Source organism: Enterococcus sp. AZ171 (genome assembly GCF_051714005.1).
Classification (GTDB): Bacteria; Bacillota; Bacilli; order Lactobacillales; family Enterococcaceae; genus Enterococcus_B; species Enterococcus_B pernyi.
On sequence record NZ_JBIORA010000001.1, the window covers coordinates 2,564,629 to 2,583,632 of the forward strand.

Consider the following 19,004-nt stretch of genomic DNA (forward strand, 5'->3'; position numbering starts at 1 on the left):
TTCAGTTCAAAAGGAGGCGTATCCCTTTTTCCATGAATTAGTTGATGCTTTTCGAGACAAAGACCCTGACTTGTTTTCCTCCTTATTAGCAGAACTTCCTGAAACGTTAGATGACGGCTTTCGTGAGAAACTTCAAAACCTTCTGACTTACCAAGAAGGCATCGCCAATGCGATGATTTATCCTTACTCCAATGGAAAAATAGAAGCAAAAAATACCCACATAAAAACAATGAAACGAGTATCCTACGGATTTAAATCATTTGAGAACATGAAAATTAGAATCTTTTTGACCAATCAATTAATCAAAGTTAGATAACAAAAAAAGCACTCTACCGATTAAATCGTAGAGTGCTTTTGGTATATGCACCTTGTAAGACTCGAACCTACGACTAGACGGTTATGAGCCGTCTACTCTGACCAACTGAGCTAAAGGTACAGGTTGTTGCCACGACAAGGTCAAAGAATAATCTTATTTTTTTATTATATGCGACAACAATCCTATTATCGTATTAAAACGTTAGTGGATGGACAGTTATGAAATTGATTATTTTGTATACGATAACAAAAATATTTTATCGATTAATTTTTACCTTTGTCAATAAATTTTCTACTTATATAAATCTATTATAAACAAATATAATAATAACTCATTTATATAAGTCTTTTCTCCTATATTAAAACTGATAAAAGTACTTTTGTACTACACACGCTGTTTCTTATTTTCACTAGATATTGATTTTAGATTGACTTTGAAATCATTCAGTTGGATATTCGTAGATTGAAGTTTAGGAATATTGAACTCTCTTTGACTATATAGTTCACCAGCTTCCTTTATTTGAATTTTTTTTTTAAGCAAACAGCTTTGTCTCACTTCTTTCAGATGCAAATAATTTTGAAAAATTCCAGCTATAAGACTTTTGTAAACACGTGGATCAAATTTCAATACTTCCAATTGTTTCTCAATAATAGCTACTAAATCTTTAGAAACTTCTTTGGTAGAATATAATTTTGTGTTTTTTGAACTATGTTGAATTTTTTCTTGTAAACATTGTTTTGATTCACTTTTCGAAAGATCAGGATTAGGTTTATCAAATAATACAAATTTAATCGTGCCATCAACTTCTTTTGCAAAGCAGTTACCAGGATTATGTTGATAATTTCCTACCTTTGTGCCCCAACCTTCTGAATATGACAAAGTACTTAACTCGGAAAATAATAATTCTTGCATCTTATGTTCCTTTAATAAGCTCATTTTTTTACGTACACTTTTCAAATCTGTCCATAGACCTAATCCCAAAATCTTCGATAATTTTTCAATATTCTCTGTACTATTTTTTATTTTGTATTGATACTCTATAATTCCTTTCTTGCCATTTGATTGAACTTTCTTATCTATAGGTGGAGATATTTGTATTCTATGTTGTATTTGAGCTTCCGCTTTATCAATGATAGAAACGACAATATCATCTTCTATCTTTCTTAAAACTGCACCAACTTCATGACCAAACCATTCATCTTTTTCCTCTTCAACTTTAAGGAATAAAATTGATAAAGGCAGAATTAAAAAACTATCTTGATTGTTAGCAACTAAACTATCAATATATTTACTTACAAGTTGTGGTTCAATTGAACTATATATACTCTTCTCCAGTGAAGAATCTAGCAAATCAACATTTCTATGACTAAACATTATTAAATTGTTTTTTACATATTCTTGATATACTGCTAATAATTCGATATTTTGTTTATAAGGGGTTAACTTAGAAAAAGTAAAACGAGACTCGTCTAAATTCAATAACTGTAACAATAATTGAATCATTATGCTTCCATACTCTGGAGAATTAATTAACATACGCCTTTTAGATTCAGCTAATCTTAGTAATTTTTTTATTTTGACATCATTCATCATTTATTCACCACACTAAACTATTTTTTACAAATATATATTTATAACATAAATTATATTTATAATTAAATAAAGTTAGACTAATTCATCCAACATTTTCTGTTCAAGATAAATCTTGATTAAAAATATTACAATTCTTGAATATTTGGAAAATTAACGTATTTAATTGAAGAACCTAAAAAAAATCAACCAAAAATGATAAATTGAGATCTTTAATCCCTACTGAGGAGCTCGAAGTTACGTCTCCATTGTGAGATTCTAGGGGATTTTATTGAACACTTAAATCTTTATGTATAAAGAGATTGACTATTTTTATTTTCGTTAATTTTCGCTAAAAAATTATACATAGCATTCAAAAAATACAGTTTTAATATAAATAGTTCATTCATACTACCTCTATATTTACAATCATTTTTTCTCTCATAAGTCATGAAAAATAGACTAAAAAAGATCACTCAAAATGAGTAATCTTTACCTAGATTCTATATCATAACCTCTCGACCTAATTGAGTCTTTGTTTTTTGCACGTTCTCATTCACTTTCTGCGCTTGTTTTTTTATAATTTCTAACTTTTCTTTAGTTAATTGAGTCCTTGGAGGAACTGGAGGTGCAACTTTTGTTTCTTCCACTGTAGAAACTACATTTTTATTTTGAGCCTGAGATTTATTTATTATCATGTCTTTGTATACTCGGTCCCCTTGAACTTTATTTTTCAAAAGACTCATTAAATAAATATTAGGAACCATTGTATCTAAATTTACTTGATTGCTTATAAGGAAAGTAAATTCTGTATTTAATTTTTTATTTAAGTGTGGATAATCCATTAATAATAAAATCTTGTTTCTAAGTTTCACATTTTCAAATTCAAGGAAATGTTGAAATTTTTTTGGAAAACCGCCCTGTTGAATCTTGTTGCTATTTATATTTAATAAAGTCATATAATAATCACTTAAACGATAGTTATTTTTATAGTAATTCATGTATAAGTCTTTTCTAGTGCATTCATTTACGTTTTTAACTAATCCTAATCTTCTAACATTAGCATACCGTGTATATAATCCTTCTAAAGTATCATAAGCAGGCTGTTTTTTATCAAAATGAGGTTCACTATTTTTAAATTCACTATGAACATAAAATTTTGACATCCATTTATGTTTTTCAACCATCGCGTCTAAAATCTTTATTACTCTATTTCTCATAAAAAACTTTCCTTTCATACATTAGATTTAACTATATCCTAATTGATAGCTAACTCCCTATGTTTGAATTGTCAAAAAAAATTTTTAATTTAAAAAAAATGCCATCCTTACTAACAAAGAGATGGAGCACTTTATTTAACTTCTTGAGCTATTGATAAACATACACTTCTAGTTTTACAATTCTTGATTAATTCTAGTTAACGCTGTTTGCCTTAGTATCAAATTTTCTATAATTTTACAGTCAGTAATATTTTCTATTTTTCTAAATAGTATGGCATTTTTTTCTCATGATTAATGTAACATTAACATGACGTATTCAGAAATACATCATATTTTTCTTTACAGAAATAACTACTCTTTTGAGCAGTTATTCACACTAAACATATAAAAACTGGATGATGTTACTCGACTGTGGTTTACCATGCATGTGTTATTTGTTGTCAAGCAGATCGTGTAAAAGAAGAACGGAATACATATAGCACAATATAATCATAATCTACAAAAATTAGGTTTTTTATTCATTTTCATTATAGCTATTCTAAAAAAACGAAGGTGGTGGAAGTACATCTATTTTTTGATAAAAAATAAGAAGAGCAACTCAATTTGTTTCTTTCATTCGGTAGTCAATTGGAGAATTATAGCCTAATTTGGCTATAATTCGGTGATAATTTCAAAAAATAGATGTAATTTTCGACAATTTCGATTACTCTATTAATTAGAATCTATTGGTTCTTTTGAAATGTAGAACGTTTCAGAATTTAGCGAGGAGTGAAACGATTCTATCGGAGCGTTATCTGAAGTGGTTCCTTTACGTGACATACTTTGGATAACGTTTTTTGTTTAACAAGTTCGTATAATACCTTCAAAGTGTAGGTTGATCCTTGATCACTATGCAAAATAATTGTTTCTTTTAAATGGTTTAATGTATCTACTGCTAATTGGGTATCCGGTTGTTCAGACAATTGATAAGCAATAATTTCACTATTAAAAGTGTCCATAATGGTAGAAAGATATAACATGGATTTGCCAAAGGGCAAGTAAGTAATATCTGTGGTTAATTTTTCCATTGATTGATTTGTTGTCCAATTCTTTTGAATGAGGTTATCAAAGGTTTTGTGTATCTTTCCAGCATGTTTACGTTTTTTCACTTAGCAAGACAATTCCACCAGTATTTTTTCATAATTCGTGCGACCTTATTGATACCTACAAGCATTTCTCGATTTAATAAAGCATGTATTTTGCAATAACCAAATAAGAAATGATTTTCCACAACTAATTGATGAATACGTTTTTCAATTGAAGTGAGTGCAGAAAACTCTCGTTTTCGATTGCGATAATAGGTAGTTTCTTGAGAAATCAAATAATTTGGTCAAGCGTACAATTGACAGTTCATTGGTACACTGGTTAATAAAGTGAAAGATGTTTTCTAATTCACCACCTTTCCTGAAAGAAAAATTTTTTTAATAGAGATAGTTCCTTGTTCTTCTCTTCTAGTTCTTGTAAGACTGTCTATTTTGCTTTTCTAGGACGACCAGAAGAAGAATCAAGTCTTTTTAAATTATTAGTAAGATACCATTTTTTCCAAGTAAAAATGATTCCAGTACTAGTGATATGAAACTCCATTCGAAGTGCAGTGGGTGACTCACCCGCTAGCAAACGTTTAACAATCTGAATCTTTAATTCTTTCGGATAATAATTATGTTTTGTCATGATAAAAACACCTCCAAATTTATTTTACTAAATTTGAGGTGCTCTTTTTTAAGAGTATCTTATTATATTGTCAGCTCCGGTTGAATAATAAGCTTTTATTTATAAATATTATTATACCTATTATTTTAAACTAGCAATCATTCTATTTATACAGGAAAACTATATGTTTTTTTATTACCAAATTCCATTCTCTTTCAAATGAAACATCATCATCAAAATATAAAATATCCTTAGTGAAATTTACAAAGAAACATATCCCTAAAATAACCAATACTATAAAATGAAAAAGTATTTCTTTATTCTTTACTACCTCATAAATTAAAACTACAAATGCTAGAATCAAAAATAAAATCTCAAAAAAATAAACTCTAAATACTACTATCATTTTTTAATATTATCTACTACTCATGCTACTCAAAAAGAAATTTTACACATAAAAACAGGCTATCTTTACAGACAGCCTGGAACGGATAGTTTGTCATCATGTAATTTAAGATTGTGTAATTTGATGACACAATTATTTTACTACGATTAAAAATTAATATTTTTCCTTTTTTTTAATAAGAGACAAAAAACAAGTATTTATTTGTAAAATAATTGACAAATAAATACTTGTAAGTTACTACTAATCTAATTTTATATTAAAAAATTATTTTTTCTTCTACTTTTACGTGCACTTTTCTACTTGTATTACTATTTTTGAAACTAGAGTTTACCTTGGCACAAACAATTTTTCCTTGCAAACAATTTTTGTGAAATCGAGTTACTTCTTGTAAGTAACTACTTCCTCTTTTTTCTGAAGTTACTGAATTCTTATTACTGTTTCTACTTAAATTTTGAAGTTTTGATTTTCTTCTATCCCCGTAAAGCTTCCACCTATCAGGGTTACTTATCCAAGGAGCATCTACTTCCTTACCTTGTAGAAAAAATATAACCTTACTTGATAAATCAGACCAATTGCGATACATAAAACGTAACTCTGGTCCCAGAGTAGGAAACCAATCTGCTTCCTTTGTCAAAACTTCAGTCATAGCTACTTTATCTAAACTAACCCACACCTTTACCTCAGGATTTTCTATAGCCATTTGAAGTCCTAGCTTAGAAGATTCTTTCATAAGATGTCCAAGAACAAATGAATCCATAAAACGGGGGCCATTAGGATCGTAAAGTTCCAATGGTTGGCTTCTACATGAAATAGTTTTTTGTAAAAACATATCCCATAACGGCCAATTTTTAACTTTATCTGGGAAGACAAAAGATTTTTTTGTACTTTGTAACAGTGCATCAGCATAATCTTTTTCACTTCTTGTAGTAATGTTTTTTATTTTTAAATATTCTTCTATGGACCAATAAAAAGCACTATAATAATCCTCAATACTTACAGGTCCGCGATTACCTTTTTGTAACTGTCTTTTTAAATTGATTGTTTCACTTTCACCATATAACAATATTTCCATGATTCAATAAAGCTCCTTTAATAATAACAAAAAAGTTTATCCCCTTAATTTAGATAATAAATTCAATTCTTTGTAATTTTATCTCTTATTTGAAAATGATATACTTCTTTTTTCTTTTTTTTTTTTTTTATAAATTTATAGTTTCACCTGCTAAAAAAAAAGCCACTTCTCATTATTTCTTATAAATAATTTATGGATTTAGCTTTTAAAAAAATTATGTACTCTGTAGGACTCGAACCTACGATCGCTCGATTATGAGCCAAATACTCTGACCAACTAAACTAAAGATATCCAATATTGTCGCGAGAACGCCAAAGGACTACCGTAATTTTATTATTAAATGCGACAACAATTCTGCTATTACATAAAATTAAATTGATATTAGATTATGAGATAAAATCATACAATAACATATTTATTATATCGAATTATTTTTGTAATTGTCAAAATTTTCGAGAGTAATTAATGTGTTTAAGAGTTACATATTGTTGCCGTTGTGCTTTCTTCTCACTGTTAATGATGTTATCTTCACTCTGAAATCGCTAGGTTTAACATTCGTAGATTGAAGTTTAGGAATATTGAACTCTCTCTGACTATATACTTCACTTACTTATGTTGTTTGAATTTTTTGAAGAAAGCAGCTTTGTCTAACTTCCTTTAAATGCAAATAGTTTTAAAATATTTCTTTGATCTAGTCTTCGAAATATCAGATTTAGATTCATTAATTAATACGAATTTAATAGTCTCATCCAGCTCTTTTACAAAACAATTATCTAAATATTGTTGATAGTTTCCCTCTCTCGTTTCCCATTTTTCTGAAGTTTATAGCTCACTTAGCTCAGAAAATAATATCTCTTGTATCTTATATTCCATTAATAAATTTACTTTTCTATCTATATTATCTAGATCTGTTAGCAAACCTAATTCTAATAATATTAGATAGTTTTTCAATATTCGCTGGACTATTTTTTATTTTGTATTTATACTCTACATTTCCTTTCTTGAAATTAGATTGAATTTTCCCGTCAAGTATATAGGGAGATACTTGTATTCTATCTTTTATTTTAGTGTTAGCCTTATCGATGATACAAACTACAAATTCATCTTCAATTTTTTTAATAATTGCACCCACTTCATATGCATACCAATCATCTTTTTCCTCTTCAAATAATATAACTGTTAAAGGTAAATTTAAAAAACTATCTTGATTATTAACAACTAGTCTATCGATATAGTTACTTAAAAGTTGTGGTTCAATTGAACTGTATGTACTATTTTCCAGTGAAGAGTCTATCAAATCAATATTTCTATGACTAAAAATTTCCAAGTTACATTTCACATATTCTTGATATAACGATAATAGTTCGATATTTTGTTTATAAGGAGTGAATTTAGGAAAAGTAAAATGAGAAGAATCTAAATTCAATAATTGTAATAGTATACTTCATATTCTTTAGAATTAATCAGCCTATATCTTTTAGACTTTGCTAATCTTAATAATTAATCTATCTTTACTTAGTCATGCATCATTTATCCTCCACATCAAAATATTTTTTTCAATAGTATATTTCTATAAAAAATATACTATTTCATACGATGTTTTCTTTCAAAGATAAATAAAGAAAAATATGGGTATCATAAATTTTGCTAATTAATCATCAAAAATTTGTGTATTTTTAAAATAATCTGATATAAAAAGAATTCTTATAATATATATAGCTACTTAATAAGGAGCTTTTCTCGGCTATACTGTCAAAAAGATCCCCTTAATACGTACATCATTGACTAACCCTTCATCATTTGCTTGGTTACAACGCCGCAAAATAACATCAATTTTCTTGCCTTTTTTCACGCAACTTAAATCTACAATGGTATCCATTCCTAAAAGGTACCGCTACCTTTGTATTAGCTATTATTACTCTTAAATCATCAATTAATATTTTGATGTTATTAGTATTTTTTACATCTGTATCCTTGGAAAAGTTTGCTTCTATCTTTTGAACGCGTACAAAAATTATTGAGAGAAATGAATTTGTGTTTTATTACAGGCAAGAAATACAAACTTGGAAAGAATATAAAAAATAAAGCGACGAAAAAACTGTTAAATCAAAATTTTACTACTACGACAATCAAAAATAGGTAATCGGTATCATATATATTCATACACTAAAACAAGGTGTAAAAAGAATATTGAAGTTCATGTAATACTAAAAGTAACATTTGAGGAAACTATAGAAATTAACTTAGCATTCATTACAGAAGTAAGACAAGGGGAAATTGCAGCTTTACAAGAAAAAGATATTGACTTTGATAAACATAAAATAAGATTTCATCATCCGATATAACAATTAAAGATTATTTTTCAAAGTATAAACTCGTATAGGATATACAGAAATACGCAAAAATTCACTTATCTTTAATTTAATAATCATTAAATAACAAACTATTAATAAGCAGCCAGCAGGTTCGAGTCACTTATGGCCTATTGAGTGTCAAGCCACGTCACCAGTACACTTTTGGCTACTTCGGTAGTTTGGAAAAGAATGTGCATGATGGTATTTTTTATTTTTTTGTATAAAAATTTATTCGTCAATATCATCTTCTGTATGGTCGTTAACTGTTCTATTGTACTGTTGTTTTATTCTCGCCTTCGAATCTACTTCTCTTGTGAAAGGTGTTGTTTCCACAATATTTCCAAAGAATTATTATTTTATAAGTTATTCTTTATTGATTGTCTGAAATACTCCATTTTCATCATTTGAGCGTATAATAAGATGGACATAGATTTAGTTTTTTAAAATCTTCCTCATAGCAAATCTATATGCTACTTTAGATGCTCTGATATGTGCTTGGACCTAAATTTCAGCTAAACCCTTCACATGTTCAAAATATTTTTTTATCATATTATAGTTATTTTGACAAAATATCCCATTATATCTTTCAGTTTTCCTACTCTTTAGATTGTCGATATACATCTCCTTTACGATTTTTTTATTCTTTTCGAAAGTACCTGTTAAATGACTTGCTCAGTTAGTACAATCCTTGCTAATTTCTCCTACTCAATCGATAAGCTTGAGAACTAGTTCATTTGGCAACAATAATTCGTAAACATATTCATTTTGATGCTGATTTCGTAGGGCTATGTCTCTTAAACTCCAGAAATTTTTAAAAGCTTCTGAACCAAAAATTCTTTAACACTTTCGTATTGCTTTACCGTATAGAGCACAAAATTAATTTTGATTCATCTAAAGTAAAAATAGAACGAGTGAATCTTTTTTTAACCAACTAAAATTGCTTGTACTAAGAAGCGTTTATCATCAATCACATCAGGTTTCGCACAAGTAGATAAACTGACTATTTTTGATTCTGCCGTTAATTGTTCTTCATTTAATTGACTATTTAAAAATGCTAAATAATTAGAATAATCATCTAGGTTAACAAAACGATTTTGATAATTTTTATCTGTATTCTTAACATAATTCGCAAAAAATATTTTATATTTCTTTACTTCACCAGAAATAGTGTAGATATAAAAATAAGGATATTTCTTCCTAAAATCTGAGTTTTGATAGGTAGGTAATTCAGAAAACATACCTGTTCCAAAACCTAGGTTATGGCCATATATAATTGTATTTTCATCACTAAAACGCTCATTATTATCTTTATCCATAAAGATTGAACCATATTTATCATAGGTTCCTTGAAACGTTTTTGTTAAATACTCTTTATTGTCCTTACTTTTAACGATAGGATAGTTAATATTTTTTGGTTCATCGAAAATTAGCCAACCTACGATGTCTGAATTGATTGTTTTTAGCGCATCAAAATCAATCTTTTTATTATTTGGCTGGCCTTTCACGTAACTTTCACTAAGTTTCTTGTAATACTTTTCTCCTTCAATATAAGGTAGTGTCTCTATAATAATTCGGCCTCCTACAACGATCAGTCCAATAAAAGTAAATAGCATAAGAATAGAACTAATTCTAAAATGCTTTTTGGCTTCCTTTTTTATCTGATTCCGCATTAATATCTCCTACTTCATATCTATCATTTTTTCAAAATCAAATTGCTGGCTTTCCCTGTTACTAGTTAGGTTTTTATTATAATAAATTTTAATACGATCAGCAGTTGAAGACGTATTGATTCTTTCTTTTTTTAACGCTGTAAAAAGATAACCACTCACTTTTTCTTGACCTTTCAAACTATTTTCAAACCGTTTTTTTTCTATATCTAAAGAGACTAATTTTGCTTTTGAAATTTGTTTGTCTAGTTGAACTTGTATCACTAAATTTTTAAGATTGATATCAGAAACTCCTTTATTTTCTAAGATAACTTCATAAACTAAATATTGATAATTGTCAATTTCTTCATAATAATCAAAGTAACCAACCGGATTGGGGGGCTTTAATTCGGTAGTAATTTTTTGTGTTCCAAATGTTAGTTGCAGATTTTCTAAATTTGTTACTTGCTTTTGCTTTTCAAAAATCGTCTCCTTCCCAGAAAAGCTATTTTTAGTACAACCAGTTAGAGTTAGTACTAAACTACATAATAGGATACCAAATAATACACTTTTATTTTTCATCTTCTATCCTTACACCATTCCTCAAGACACGATTAGTGGAATTTCGATATCACCACTATTCAGTGATTGTTCAAAGTTATCTAATTTCCTTGTTTCAATTTTTAACTTTAATTGATAGTTTCCTGGATTAAGCGTCCGACTAATTGAAAATTCAGTAATTGCTTTTCCAGGTTCAATATACTCGCTTTCATACAATATTTCGTCTGTTTCTGACAAAATTAATTTGTATTTAAAATAACATGGATTCCCTTCTGGATTAGCTAGAGCAATATGCATTTTTTTAGTATCTGAGGCTAACTTAATTTCATTGAAAGCTGGTAACATAATACTAGAGGGATCTTCATTTTTTTTATTACCTGGCATTTGATAAGCTACCGCCATCTCGTCTAGATTTGGTCCTCTATCCTTACAAAAATATAAAATTCCACTACCGACTAGCAAACTAAAAAAAGAAATAAAAAATACTAGCTTTAACCAGTTTTTTTTGACGATTCTGACATAGACTTCCTCTTGTTTTTTTTCACAAGGAATATAACCGACAACATTATCAAAAATACTCAATTTTTCTCTATAAGGAAAAACCTTCAATTGTGTCTGTTGATCATAATGAAGTACCTGATCTATCGGTCGTTTTCTCGTTTTTCTAAATACATCACCTACAATTTTTTGATGCGTAACTCCCATACTTTTAAACTTTTTTTTACTGATATACTGCCATTTGACACCTTGAACATCCATTAGTTCATTTAACTCATTGTTTTTTATTGCTTTAATCTTTGTCTACTCCCTTCACAAATTATTCGCTTGTTTTTTGTACATTTAAAGTAATCATTACTTCACCAGTATTAAAAGTAATTTTAGGATTTTTCAAATCTCTCGTTAAAATTCTTACAGTTCCTTGATGTTCACCAACTGATAATTCCCGAGTCAAATGAAATTGTGTTATCATTTTTCCTGGAGGAATTAGACCTGATTTATAAAGTATTTCCTTTGTACTATCTAAAATCACTTGGTATTGAAAATAACATTGGTTTCCTTTTGGGTTTGGTAACATTTGTTGAACATTTGTTGATTTTTCTTGTAAATTAATGGTTGTTATTCCTGGTAACATAATCTTATCTGGTTGCTCGTTGATCAATCCATTCAAATCGTATACAACGGCTGATTGATCAACTTTAGGTATTGCTTCTTTATTTATGTACCAACTTATCCCCAAAAAAATAAATAAAGCTACTAATAAATAGAATACAGGATACAAAAATATTTTTATATACGATCTATCTACAATTTTTATAAAATAACTACTATTGACTCCATCGTTTTCATTATCCTCTTTCACTGGAATATAACCAACTGTTTTTTCATACCACTTATTTTTTAAGTGATACTCAAAAAGTTGTATCCTTGTTCGTTCATCTTTAACCAACCAGTAATTATAGTTGCTTTTTTTGCTATCTTTCCTTAATTCACCACATATACAGAAGGAATGATCCCCTAACATTTTAAATTCTTTTTTTGTATAGTAGGGCCAATAAGTCCCATCGTTCGTTCGAAAATAAGACATCATTTTTTTATCTAAGAGATGATAATGCATGGTTGAGTTCCTTTCTCTTTTATTCTCCTTTTGTAAGCTTTGTCCATTTCAATGCTTTTAAATTGATAAGTAGTGTCCACCACATTGCTTTATTTTAAGCAAAGCAATATGGTGAGCACCTGTTCATTACTAATCCTATAAAAACAACATGTTATTGCGTTTCATTTGAGTGATTGGTAACTTTTAATTTATAAGTTAGCGTGTCTTCAAATAAATCATCAGCTAAGGCCGCTACTTTCGGAGCGGTTGTCATTTGGGCTTCCCCAGTGATTTTTTGACGCTGATTATTTAGTGTACCAATATTTTTAGCTCCAGTACTATCAGGTGTATTTTGGTTGTAATAGGTAAATGTTTCGGGTTCTCCTGCTACTTTATATCCTAGTTTATATTCTCCTTTTTGGCTGTACTTCTGATTATTCAAAGTATAGCCATTACTAGATTGAACTTGTACATCTACCTTAAAGTTATTCGGTAACCCGCTCACATCACTACTTGGACCATCTGGATAAATTGCCATTAATTGAACTGAAGTATCGACTTTTGAAGTTGTATCGGAAAATATGACTCCTGTGGGAATCAAAACACTAGCATTCGGATCCACTGTCACGCCTCCAGCAAAATACCCTACGTTAAGAGAAGCTTCTTTCTCTTCTGCCTTAGCAGTACTCGAATCTCCAGCAAGAACACTCGTCAGTAATACGCCTAACAAGCCTAATGAAAATAGACCAATTCGTTTTTTCATCATTTTTTCCTTTCTTTCTATTTAGATAATTAATCAATGTTTCTAAAAAAATCATATTATCAATAGTTCATATCTCTGCTAGTTTTTCTGCGTCTCCATACTAGAATGAAAAACAGCATCAGTAATAATAAAAATGTTAATATTAATAACTTAAAGGATGTAGGATCGCCAGTCTGTACCGAATTAGGTTGCCCTAATTCGATACTTGTTTTCTTTTGGACTAAGTCCTTAACCATAGCTGGCAATGTTGAATAACTAACTGGAATACTTCTTTCTTCAGCAAACGCCTGAAGCGGCATACCAGCAAATATGAGGCTAATTATACAAAGGTAAAGTCTATTCAATTGTTTTTTCATTTTTTATCACTACCTTCTACTTGTCCATTTTCTTGTAAAGTAAAAATATATTTTAATGTAGCAAAATACGTATCACCTGCATACAGGGATCTGCGAGTGTTTAATCTAAATGAAATGTTCTCTCCTACGGGTAAAGCTAAACCATTTTCAATAATCTCGGTTTTTTCAGAATTTTTATCTAAATATCCTAAAACAGAATATCGACTACCATTCTTTTCAACTGATGGATTTTTTAAACCATTTGGAAAATAAATATCTACAAAACGATCATCAACATCTCGGCCAGAAGCAGTCATTTTAACATTATCTTCTATTTCTGCTTTAAAAGATGGCCAAGTTTTAGAATTTTTAGTGGCGTCAAAAGAAATCATCTGTTCTTTCCCTGCGTACTTGTTTGATTGATCTTTTCCTGAAGAATCAAGTACTTTTCCTTCATGATCATCCAGTTGTACCATGGTTGGAATTGTTAAATAGTATTCTGGGTCTTGAAATACTTCAATCGGGGTAGTAACGGAAGAAATCAGATCCGAATGGTGGGTTGAATCATTGGCAATATCATCAACACTTGTATTTGCTATATTCGCATAATTCCATGCAATGATTTTGTAGTTGGCTCCATTATCTGAATCATAATTTATGCTATCTTTTCCATCACTAAGAGAAATATTTTTGATAGCAAATGTCACATTCATTTTTCCTGTTTCTTCATTAAATGTAATATTGGGTTTACCTACTTTTTCTAGTCCATCTTCCACTCCATTTTGATAAGAACCTTCATCATTACCCCACAATTCATACTTCTCAACGCCATTTTCATCTGTTATTTTTTTAAATAGAGCAACATGTAATTGCTTTTTATCTGCATAATCCACCACATTTTTATTTTCTTGCCATTGCTCTAGATGTGGGTAGAAATAATCATAGCTAAAATCCGCCGAAACTGTGAAGTTCTCGCCTGGTGAAATAGTAATTTTCGTGTTACTTTCATTACTAATTCCACCATTTTTTGATTCTATTTTTGTTGGCAATACAGTTACGTTCGTTTGACTTAATGGTACCTTTCCATTAATTGGTGCTTGCTCACTTGTATCTGGAACATTTAACTCACCATTCTTATCATTCCAGGCATAAATTAGATAAGAATGGCCGTTTTCTTGATCATAGCGAATGGAAGGCTTACCATCTTCATCTACATTTTTTATTCTAAATGTAATCATTAGTTTACCATCTTTCGCCTCGATATTTCCTGAGCTTACCTGCTCTTTGAAGTTCTCTTTGACACCCGCTTCCGTTGCTAAGAGCTGATGTTGTCCATCTGGAGATTTTTTATATAACGCAAACTTCAGTTTTTTATCTTGATCTGACCAATCACCTTGATAACTGAAAGTTGAAGAAATCGTAAATCCATATTCTTGATCTGTTTGCTCTTTTGTTCCACCTGTAAATGTTTCTAAAGACGTTTCAAATGGCGTATAATCATTATTCTCGCCTGTGATTTCATAGTATCTTGGTTCATAGACTGCTTCTAAAATCAGTGTTCCTTCTGTAAAAACTTTTTCCCATGTTTCTGGATAATTCAAGCCTAATTCATAAAAATTTATTTTTCCATTTGAACTTGGTGTAATGATATAATTTTGAGCATCAAGTGCCGCATTTTTAATTTTCCAACCTATAAATTTATAGTCTGTGATCGTTCCTGGATTCATCTCATCTAAAGGACTGCCATCAGCTTTATATAATGTTTTTTCATAAGAATATTTCTTCCCATCTACTTGACCAGTATCACCATTAACACCTACATAAAGTGTTGATTCATCATAACTCATATTCGGATTTTGTCCCAAGCTATCTTTATCATAGGTAACTGTGATGGCTTTTAAATAAACTAATTCTGCAAATGTATCTTTACTTAGTTTCACTGAAGTTTTACTTTTTCCACTTAAAAGATATTTTGTAGACCCCTGTTGATAGACATCCTTGTGGCCGACTAAGGTAATATTTGACTGATTATAGCCATAGATATCTTCCGTATTTCTGGTAAATGCACCATTTGGAAAGAGTTTAGACAGTTCTTGATTTTTAGTTGTATCCGATGCCTCGGAAAAACTTTGTTGAACCGTAGTATAGAAACTACCACGCATATAAGCACCATTCTCACTAGTTCCTGTCTGCGCCTCTAAACGAATTGTATATTCTGTTTGTTCTGATAATTTATCATTTTCTATCAGTTTATCATAGACTACTCTGATATCTACTAGTTCTTGTGGCCGCCAATAACTTCCATTTTTAGGTGAAATTTCTATTCTTGAATTATCACTACCAATAACAACCACTTTGTAACCATAAAAGTACTCATTCGTATTCTTGGTCTTTGTAGGTATTTTTTCTTTGACCGCATAATTTTTATCTTCTGAAGGTTTTAATTTTGTTGTTTCCTCATAATACATCGACTCATTATTATAATATTGTATCTTGAAGGAAATCGGTTCCGCAGAAATATCTATACCAGTTGCTGGCTGAATCCCATCATTTCCTCCTCCAGATTTTAATTGATAGAGGTAATAACCTTTTTTTAGTGCTTCGGTGTATTTATCTTTATCATCTGCAATATCCATAGACTGAGGATCTCGTCTATTCTTTAAGGTTACTGTCGGTTTACTATACCCATATCTTGGCTTGATATAAGCAAGAATATCACCTTGACCTGCAAATTTTCCCATTACACTTATCCCTGTGCTCAAAGGAATTTTTACTGGATTCCAATCAATAACATAATCAAGATAACTCTTAGAAAGATCGTCTAAGCTTTCTCCTAGTTGAATTCCTGTCAAATTATCAAAGAAGAAATTTTGTTGCGCACCGGATACTGTATTGATGTAGGTGCTAAAATCGTAGCGCATATTTGAAAAAGTCAATTTATATTTAAATCGAGCCTTATTTAATGTTGCTTTGTCAATCGTTAATGGGGCTTCATATTCCACAACTTCGATTTTTACTTTACCACCATTTGATAAATCTTGGATTTGTACCTTTCCTTTCCCAGTAGGTAAAGATACTAAATCTGTAATCATTTGATTTTGATCGTGATATCCTTTTGTATAAGCATCAACAACTAATACTACTGGAGTAAATCTAAAAGATTGCTTTTCAACATACTGATACAAGCCGTGCCCAGTTTCTAGTTCTAAAACAATCTCTTCTCCAACTTTAAATTTACCAATAGCAGTTGAAAAAGAGTTGGTATGACGACCGTTCGTTGAATTTCTATAATTAGTTGTCTGGTTTTGTAACCCAGATTGCGACTTTATTGTTGTGGTAGGCCCACTTGAAAAATTTTTGCTTTTGATAGTATAACTTGGTAAATTTTGTGGTTTACCAGCGACTGAAATGGTATTAAAAACTTGCTGATACAATTTACCATTTCTAAAACCGTCTTGGCCTTCCCAGCCAATCCCGAACCAGCGATCCGTTCCCCCGACATAGTCTCTCCCACTAAACGCTACCGTTACTTGGCCCTTAGGCATTTTGAAAACTCCAGTATATCTTCGATTAGCAGTATCAATTAATTCTAATGGACTACCTTGATTTGGTGTCTCCGTATTGAATGTATAAAGTACCGTATTGTTTTGTGATACAGTAATAGTTGCAGATGAAAACTCTGTTGGTACATTAAAACTAAAAACTACTTGTTCATTGGTTTGTGCTTGATCTTTTAGATTTACAGCCCATATATCTGCTTTATTATTAGAAAAAGTTTGATTAATGGTAAATACTTCCGCTGGTTCTGTATCTAATTCGTAATATAAAATCACCTCTGAATTTGCTGTGTCTAATTCAACCCCAACTTCTGCTTCAATTTGATCATTAATTGCTTTATTTTTCGTTTCATCTGTTGCTACAGTATAAAACCATTTACCCTCATACGAATACAAGCCTAAAATTGGAAATTCTTGGGCTGATCCATTTATTTTATAAGCAGCTCTCCTGAATGTCCGATTAGAAATCCATTGTTTAATGGAAACATTCTCTTCTGAAAATTTACCACCTTGATAATCAAAATATCCAGAAACTCCAGCTTCCGTTAGACGAACATTACTTTCATTTGAAAACAACGATACTTTCAATGAAGTCGTTGCTTTATTTCTAGCTTTTAATTCTTGTTTTAATTTTTCTAATGGTACAGTGCGTTGATTCAATGTTCCGTCTATTTCCGCTTCTTCCTTACCTGTGTCTGTAGTTTGCCCTTGTTCCTTCATTGAATATTCAGTTGTACTAGGAATACTCATTTCCGATGATGTCATTGTTTGATTTTCTTCCAAAGAATTGATTCCTGCCTCAGCTGTAGATGCCACACTACTCTGAGTTTCAGTCTTAATTTCTTCTCTGGAATCATCAATTGAAACTGCAACTGTCACAAAAGGGGGGATAAGACAGTAAAATAAAATGGTCAAAATCATCATCCATTTTATAGTTCGTTTAACTTGCATTGCATTCCATTTCCTCCATAAAAATTTATTTTCTTTTTTAATAAAAAATCACTCTATTCAAAATACTTATCTACTTTATTTTCTATATTAATATCATAACGTAAGTTGTTTGTCGTTGAACTAGTCGTTTTATTATCTGACTTTGTCTCTTCTCTACTCAATTTTCCACTGAGATATACTAAACTAAAACCAGCTAAGAGTAGAATTAACAGATATATCCATTTATTATTCTTTTGTTTGTCTATCGACTCTCGTTTTCTTGACTGCATTAAATTAACCACTTTAGTAAAACTACCCTTTCTTTAACACCGTACTTTTCACCTACTCACCTCCATCAATGAAAAAATTAACAAAACAGCTTCACCATTTTTTTCTTTTTTTTGATTTTTTAGAAATAAAAACTTTCAAAAATGAATAGTCCACTTTTATTATTGAATAGTCGGATAGAAAATTCTTTATTTAAGTTTTATAAAATATATCTCACTCCATCTATTTATAGCAAAGCATGTAAAAATATCTAAACTACTGAAATAAAACACGATGAAATATCAAATTAATGAAGTTTATTTTTTTATGTAATAATCAATAAGCAATTGATAGATTAGGTTGCTTTAATTTAGAAAAGTGATTCTTCTGCTCTATAATACTTTTTATAATTTTTTCAAATTAAAATGTTAATCCTTACATTATTAGTTTAGGGCTCTTCTTCAAATTTTTGGACTGAATAAAAAATTAAATCATTTAGTTTTCTAAATAGTATTTGAAATTATTCAGTACTTAGCTGTTTCATCCACAGTTAAACTTTTATGTATGAATCTCATTAGCATTAGTTTCTCCTATACCAAGCACTACTCTCAACTTAAGTTTGGAACAAAAATTCTTGTCTTCGAGAAATAAAGTATCATCCACAAAAATTACTTTCCAAACTTTTGTGGATGATACTTCATTTCCAATGAGGTTACTTCTGTACC

Annotated in this window: 14 protein-coding genes, 1 tRNA gene and 2 pseudogenes; 1 reads left to right on the forward strand and 16 read right to left on the reverse strand. The window is 29.9% G+C overall.

Going from position 1 to position 19,004, the window contains the following annotated elements; translation table 11 throughout:
- Window positions 1–10: 10 nt before the first annotated feature.
- Window positions 11–316: pseudogene (locus IGJ49_RS12380) on the forward strand (transposase); the annotation flags it as partial.
- A 46-nt stretch (window positions 317–362) separates the two neighbouring features.
- On the opposite strand, the gene IGJ49_RS12385 reads toward IGJ49_RS12380, so the two are convergent.
- From IGJ49_RS12385 to IGJ49_RS12460, 16 genes and pseudogenes are all read right to left on the reverse strand, one after another.
- Window positions 363–436, reverse strand: a tRNA-Ile gene (locus IGJ49_RS12385).
- A gap of 264 nt (window positions 437–700) precedes the next feature.
- A complete protein-coding gene (locus IGJ49_RS12390; RefSeq protein ID WP_438723688.1) occupies window positions 701–1,906 on the reverse strand; it encodes a hypothetical protein in 1,206 nt (401 codons plus the stop codon).
- Window positions 1,907–2,388: 482 nt separating this feature from the next.
- The gene (locus tag IGJ49_RS12395) at window positions 2,389–3,105 is read right to left on the reverse strand and encodes a hypothetical protein (RefSeq protein ID WP_438723690.1); all 717 of its coding nucleotides are present in this window, start codon (window positions 3,103–3,105) and stop codon (window positions 2,389–2,391) included.
- Between the two features lie 779 nt (window positions 3,106–3,884).
- Entirely contained in the window at window positions 3,885–4,253 is a 369-nt protein-coding gene (locus tag IGJ49_RS12400; RefSeq protein ID WP_062806176.1) for an IS3 family transposase, read from the reverse strand.
- Window positions 4,250–4,465, reverse strand: a complete 216-nt coding sequence (locus IGJ49_RS12405) for an IS3 family transposase (protein WP_438723692.1) — start codon at window positions 4,463–4,465, stop codon at window positions 4,250–4,252. Before IGJ49_RS12405 ends, IGJ49_RS12400 begins: the two co-directional genes overlap by 4 nt.
- 149 nt (window positions 4,466–4,614) lie before the next feature.
- Window positions 4,615–4,815, reverse strand: a complete 201-nt coding sequence (locus IGJ49_RS12410; protein WP_438723694.1) for a helix-turn-helix domain-containing protein — start codon at window positions 4,813–4,815, stop codon at window positions 4,615–4,617.
- Window positions 4,816–5,456: 641 nt separating this feature from the next.
- Window positions 5,457–6,272, reverse strand: coding sequence for a hypothetical protein (locus tag IGJ49_RS12415; RefSeq protein WP_438723696.1), 816 nt, complete (start codon window positions 6,270–6,272; stop codon window positions 5,457–5,459).
- A gap of 898 nt (window positions 6,273–7,170) precedes the next feature.
- Window positions 7,171–7,599, reverse strand: a complete 429-nt coding sequence (locus IGJ49_RS12420) for a hypothetical protein (protein WP_438723698.1) — start codon at window positions 7,597–7,599, stop codon at window positions 7,171–7,173.
- Between the two features lie 417 nt (window positions 7,600–8,016).
- A pseudogene (locus IGJ49_RS12425) lies at window positions 8,017–8,157 on the reverse strand (GH25 family lysozyme); the annotation flags it as partial.
- Window positions 8,158–9,549: 1,392 nt separating this feature from the next.
- Window positions 9,550–10,296 (reverse strand): class B sortase, encoded by a 747-nt coding sequence (locus tag IGJ49_RS12430; protein ID WP_438723700.1) that lies wholly within the window; start codon window positions 10,294–10,296, stop codon window positions 9,550–9,552.
- A 9-nt stretch (window positions 10,297–10,305) separates the two neighbouring features.
- Complete coding sequence (locus tag IGJ49_RS12435; protein WP_438723702.1) at window positions 10,306–10,854, reverse strand: hypothetical protein; 549 nt, start codon at window positions 10,852–10,854, stop codon at window positions 10,306–10,308.
- 21 nt (window positions 10,855–10,875) lie between these two features.
- Window positions 10,876–11,592, reverse strand: coding sequence for a hypothetical protein (locus tag IGJ49_RS12440; RefSeq protein WP_438723704.1), 717 nt, complete (start codon window positions 11,590–11,592; stop codon window positions 10,876–10,878).
- 58 nt (window positions 11,593–11,650) lie between these two features.
- Window positions 11,651–12,355, reverse strand: coding sequence for a hypothetical protein (locus tag IGJ49_RS12445; protein WP_438752488.1), 705 nt, complete (start codon window positions 12,353–12,355; stop codon window positions 11,651–11,653).
- A 244-nt stretch (window positions 12,356–12,599) separates the two neighbouring features.
- On the reverse strand, window positions 12,600–13,193 hold the full coding sequence (locus tag IGJ49_RS12450) for a hypothetical protein (protein ID WP_438723708.1): 594 nt from the start codon (window positions 13,191–13,193) through the stop codon (window positions 12,600–12,602).
- A 56-nt stretch (window positions 13,194–13,249) separates the two neighbouring features.
- Window positions 13,250–13,546 carry an LPXTG cell wall anchor domain-containing protein gene (locus IGJ49_RS12455; protein ID WP_438723710.1) on the reverse strand — a complete coding sequence of 99 codons (297 nt, stop codon included), beginning with the start codon at window positions 13,544–13,546 and terminating at the stop codon, window positions 13,250–13,252.
- Window positions 13,543–18,033: a hypothetical protein gene (locus IGJ49_RS12460; RefSeq protein WP_438723712.1), complete on the reverse strand. Its 4,491-nt coding sequence runs from the start codon at window positions 18,031–18,033 to the stop codon at window positions 13,543–13,545. Before IGJ49_RS12460 ends, IGJ49_RS12455 begins: the two co-directional genes overlap by 4 nt.
- Window positions 18,034–19,004 lie beyond the last annotated feature (971 nt).